We start from the raw sequence: 4,800 nt of genomic DNA, 5'->3' as shown, positions 1-4,800 counted from the left end.
AGCCCTTTGGTTACTTTGGGGCTTTTCCAAAGTGACCCGCCGTAAGGGCGGAACCCATAGCCGCCGTTACCGAAGAAACGGATATGCCCCCTCCCCCAAGGCCATCCACCAGCCCCCCTAACAACAACCCCACCCCCTCATCCCACAGCGACATTCTGTCACTGTTACCAAATCCGAAATAATGCATCTTGCGATTTTCACTTTCTCTCAACGCCCCACCGCATTATCCTTGGCGGCAATAACCTGAAACGATTCACTCTCGGTCAACCCCAACCTACCGAACACCCCTCGCCACAAAGACAGCGCTGTCTCACACCCGACCGCGCCTAAAAATAAATCACCCCCCTGTGGATACCCCCCGCTATCCCCAGGAAAAACCGACTCACGCTGAACCAAGCCCGTGCAAAATCGTCATCTACAGTGAAGACACACGGGGACACATAATTCCAACGTCACGGAGAAACACACTATGAGCACTGATGGTGCCTCAAGCCCAAGCCGCCTACTGCCCAGGCTGCTAGGCGTCTTGCTGCTGATCATGGGCCTGGCCTTACTGGCCGGCGGTATCAAGCTGAGCCTGCTCGGCGGGTCGCTGTACTACCTGCTGGCCGGTATCGGCATCACCCTGACCGGCCTTCTGCTGCTGGCCACCCGCCGCGCCGCGCTGGGCCTATACGCACTGGTACTGTTCGCCAGCACCGTGTGGGCACTGTGGGAAGTCGGCCTGGACTGGTGGCAGTTGGTACCGCGCCTGGCACTGCTGTTCGCCCTGGGCATCGTCATGCTGCTCCCATGGTTTCGCCGTCCGTTGCTGCGTGGCCAATCGGCACCGCTGGGCACCGGCGCGCTGAGCGTGGCCGTGGTCCTGGCCGGCGCTGCCGCCGTGGCCAGCCAATTCACCCACCCGGGTGAAATCAAAGGCCAACTGGACCGCGACGCAGTACCGGGCATGGCCAGCGCCGCGCCGACCCAGGCCGATGGCGACTGGAATTCCTACGGCCGTTCGGCCTACGGCGATCGCTACTCGCCCCTGGCGCAGATCACCCCGGAAAACGCCCACAAACTGGTTCCAGCGTGGACCTACCGCACCGGCGACATCCCAGGCCCGAACGACCCGGGCGAGACCACCGCGGAAAACACCCCGCTGAAAGTCAACGGCATGCTCTACGTGTGTACCCCGCACAGCCAAGTGATTGCCCTGGACCCGGATACCGGCAAGGAAATCTGGCGTTTCGACCCGAAGATCAGCACCGAAGGTGCCGCAAACTTCAAGGGTTGGGCGCACATGACCTGCCGTGGCGTGTCGTATCACGATGACGCCGCCTACGCCTCCGAACAGAGCCCGACCGGCAGCGCCAGCCCGGCTGCCGCGCCGAACGCCTGCCCGAAACGCATCTTCGTGCCGACCGCCGACACCCGCCTGATCGCCCTGAACGCCGACACCGGCAAGATGTGCGAAGACTTCGGCGACAAAGGCCAGGTCGACCTGCGTGCCAATATCGGCAGCTTCGCCCCAGGCGGTTACTACTCCACTTCGCCACCGGCGGTGACCAAAAACCTGGTGGTGATCGGCGGTCACGTCACCGATAACGTCTCCACCGACGAGCCCAGCGGCGTGATCCGCGCGTTCGACGTCCACACCGGCAAGCTGGTGTGGAACTGGGACAGCGGCAACCCGGACGACACCACCCCGTTGGCCGAAGGCAAGACCTACACCCGCAACTCGCCGAACATGTGGTCCATGTTCTCTGTGGATGAAAAACTCGGCATGCTCTACCTGCCGATGGGCAACCAGATGCCCGACCAATACGGCGGCGACCGTACCGAAGACTCGGAAAAATACAGCGCCGGCCTGACCGCCCTGGACATCGACAGCGGCCACGTGAAGTGGACCTTCCAGTTCACCCACCATGACCTGTGGGACATGGACGTGGGCGGCCAGCCTTCGCTGATCGACATCAAGACCGAAGCCGGCGTGAAACAAGCGGTGATGGCGTCGACCAAACAAGGCAGCATCTACGTGCTGGACCGCGCCACCGGCCAACCGGTGGTGCCGATCCACGAAGTGGCCGTGCCGCAAGGCGCAGTCGCGGGCGATCACACCGCGCCGACGCAACCGAAGTCTGATCTGAACTTCATGCCACCGCCGCTCAAAGAGCGCGACATGTGGGGCGTGACCCCGTTCGACCAGATGCTGTGCCGCATCGATTTCAAATCCATGCGCTACGACGGTGCGTTCACCCCGCCTTCGCTGCAAGGTTCCATCGTTTATCCGGGTAACTTCGGCGTGTTCGACTGGGGTGGCATTTCCGTCGACCCGGTGCGCCAGATCGCGTTCGTGAACCCGAACTACATGGCGTTCAAATCGAAACTGATCCCGGCCGCCGACATTGCCAAGCAAGGCCCGCGCATCAGCGAAACCCAAGGCGTGCAGCCGAACAAAGGCGCGCCCTACGGCGTGATCCTCGAAGCGATGCTGTCGCCGATGGGCCTGCCGTGCCAGGCACCGGCGTGGGGTTATGTGGCGGCGGTCGACCTGACCACCCACAAAACCATCTGGATGCACAAGAACGGCACCGTGCGCGACAGCTCGCCGGTTCCGCTCCCGCTGACCATGGGCGTGCCTAGCCTGGGCGGCACTTTCACCACGGCCGGTGGCGTGTCCTTCCTCAGCGGCACCCTCGACCAGTACCTGCGTGCCTATGACGTGAAAAACGGCAAGCAACTGTGGGAAGGTCGCCTGCCAGCCGGTGCGCAAACCACCCCGATGACCTACACCGGCAAGGACGGCAAGCAATACGTGCTGGTCATGGCCGGCGGTCACGGCTCCCTGGGCACCAAGCAGGGTGACTATGTGATGGCGTTCAAACTGCCGGATTAAGCAAAACCTGCAGCAAAACAAAGGCGGCTACCCTCACAGGTAGCCGCCTTTTTTGGTTGGCATCAGCCTCGCGCGCGCATGAAATCCCCCCAGCGCCGCACCAGGTAGTTGTGTTCATCCATCACCGAGTTCCACACCGCGATATGCCCCATGCGCTGTTCATAGGAGCCGCCGTCGCGCACTTCGCCGATATCGATCAGCGGCAGGCCGTCGCTGCCCGGTAACTCTTCGCGCGCGGGCTTGCCGGCGTACCAGTAGTCCCATTCGGCGCTGGTCAAATGATCGCGGCTGCGTGCCGGGTTGCCGATGTAGTAACCCTGGCGTGCCATCACCGCGCCCGGCCAGCCGGACAACCACCAATTGAGGTACGCATAGGCCGCGTCGAGCACCGGGCCCTGGGCATGGCGCGACAACGACAGGCCGCCGAACCAGGCGCGATAGCCTTCACGCGGCACTGCCAGGCGGTACTTCACCCCGGCGCGATGCAGGCGCATCAGGGTCGGCGACCACAGGCTCTGGATATCGATGTTCGGGCTGAGCATCAATTGCGCGGCTTCTTCATCGTCGGACCAGAACGCCGCGAAGTGCCCTTCCTTCTGCTTGCGCACCAGGATATCGGCGAGCACGTCGATCTCTTCGATGCTCATGTTGCCGATGTCCCTGAACCTCGCCAGCCCGGCGCCCTGCACCGCCAACGCGGCATCGAGCGCGCCGATGGCGGCGTCACTTTGCAACGCGGTGCGCGCGCGCAACAGCGGGTCGAGCAGCCAGCCCCAGCTTTCGTTGCTGCGGCTGAACGCCTCGGGCAGGCGCTCGGGGCGGTAGGCGAAGCTGTCGGCGTTGTGGGTCAGCGGCAACATGCTGATGCGTTCGGTGACCGTGCTGCCGAGGCTACCATCGTGCTGCACAAACAGCCGCTCGCTGGGCACGCTGCCACTGCCCAGGCGGTCGCTGGGCGACAGGCGACCGCGCTTGGGCAGGTCGTTGATCTCGTGCCACAAGGCGATGCGCCGCGTGTCGATGGGTTGGATCGCGCGGGCGGGCCACACGAAGTCGACGTTGTGGAACCACTGGTCGTACAGGTCGTAACTGTCGGGCTGCATCACGGCGATGCGCTGGGCCTGTTCGACGTCATGCACCTGGTACACCAGGCGAATGCCCAGTTCCTGTTCGGCCCGCACGCGCAAGCATTCGAGCAAGGTCACCGACGTACCGAGGACTCTTAAGGTGATCATGCCGCGAACCGCCGTGAAAACGCCTCAAACGAGCGGCGCAGCAGCACCGGGTCGAGGCCGCGCAGGATAAACACCAGGCGCGATTGGCGGTCGCTGCCCGGCCACGCGGGCAGGTGGACCGGCGCATGCAGGCAGTGCTGCACACCATGAATGACGATGGGGGCCGAGCTTGCGTTCACGTTGAGCAGTCCTTTGACGCGAAGGATTCGTTCGCCATGGCATCTTAACAGCATCGACAACCACACTCCGAAACCGACCCAATCCAGCGGCCGGTCGAAGCTCAGGCAGCAGACTTGCGCGGCGCCGTGGCGGGCGGTGGTGGTCCGGTGCAGTTGCCAGCGCCTGACTTCGGCGGCCGGTTCGGCGCTGCGCAGACCTGCGCCGAGCAGCAGTTGATCGCCGCTGTGGATGTCGCGGCTATCAAGGATCGGCGTGCCCGCGTTCAGCGCCTGCAGGTGCAGGCGCAGCGGCGTGCAGTCGTCCACAAGGTCGGTCTTGCTCAGCAGCAAGCGATCCGCCGCCGCCACCTGGGCCAGCCATTCCGGGTGCAGGCGTTCCTGCAGGGCCGCGTGGCTGGCGTCGACCAGGGTGATGACCAGGCCGATATGAACACGCCCGCGCAGTTGCACGTCGTTGTTGAGGGTCGCGAGGATCGGCGCCGGGTCGGCCAGGCCGGTGGTTTCC

Annotated in this window: 3 protein-coding genes; 1 reads left to right on the top strand and 2 read right to left on the bottom strand. The window is 64.0% G+C overall.

All coding sequences use genetic code 11. From position 1 onward, the window contains the following. Positions 1 to 469 precede the first annotated feature (469 nt). Positions 470 to 2,881, top strand: coding sequence for a glucose/quinate/shikimate family membrane-bound PQQ-dependent dehydrogenase (locus NR164_RS22230; protein ID WP_046384576.1), 2,412 nt, complete (start codon positions 470 to 472; stop codon positions 2,879 to 2,881). Positions 2,882 to 2,943: 62 nt separating this feature from the next. Here the strand turns inward: NR164_RS22230 and NR164_RS22225 are convergent, their stop codons facing one another. Next, complete coding sequence (locus NR164_RS22225) at positions 2,944 to 4,116, bottom strand: PotD/PotF family extracellular solute-binding protein (protein WP_026139746.1); 1,173 nt, start codon at positions 4,114 to 4,116, stop codon at positions 2,944 to 2,946. After that, positions 4,113 to 4,800 (bottom strand): GTP-binding protein (locus tag NR164_RS22220; protein ID WP_256823264.1); only part of this gene is annotated, 688 nt, incomplete at its 5' end. The genes NR164_RS22225 and NR164_RS22220, both read right to left, overlap by 4 nt.

The sequence above is a fragment of the Pseudomonas sp. Pse79 genome (assembly GCF_024519615.1).
Lineage (GTDB): Bacteria > Pseudomonadota > Gammaproteobacteria > Pseudomonadales > Pseudomonadaceae > Aquipseudomonas > Aquipseudomonas veronii.
The sequence above is the reverse complement of the archived record's forward strand: the minus strand, read 5'-3'. Positions and strand labels throughout refer to the sequence as shown.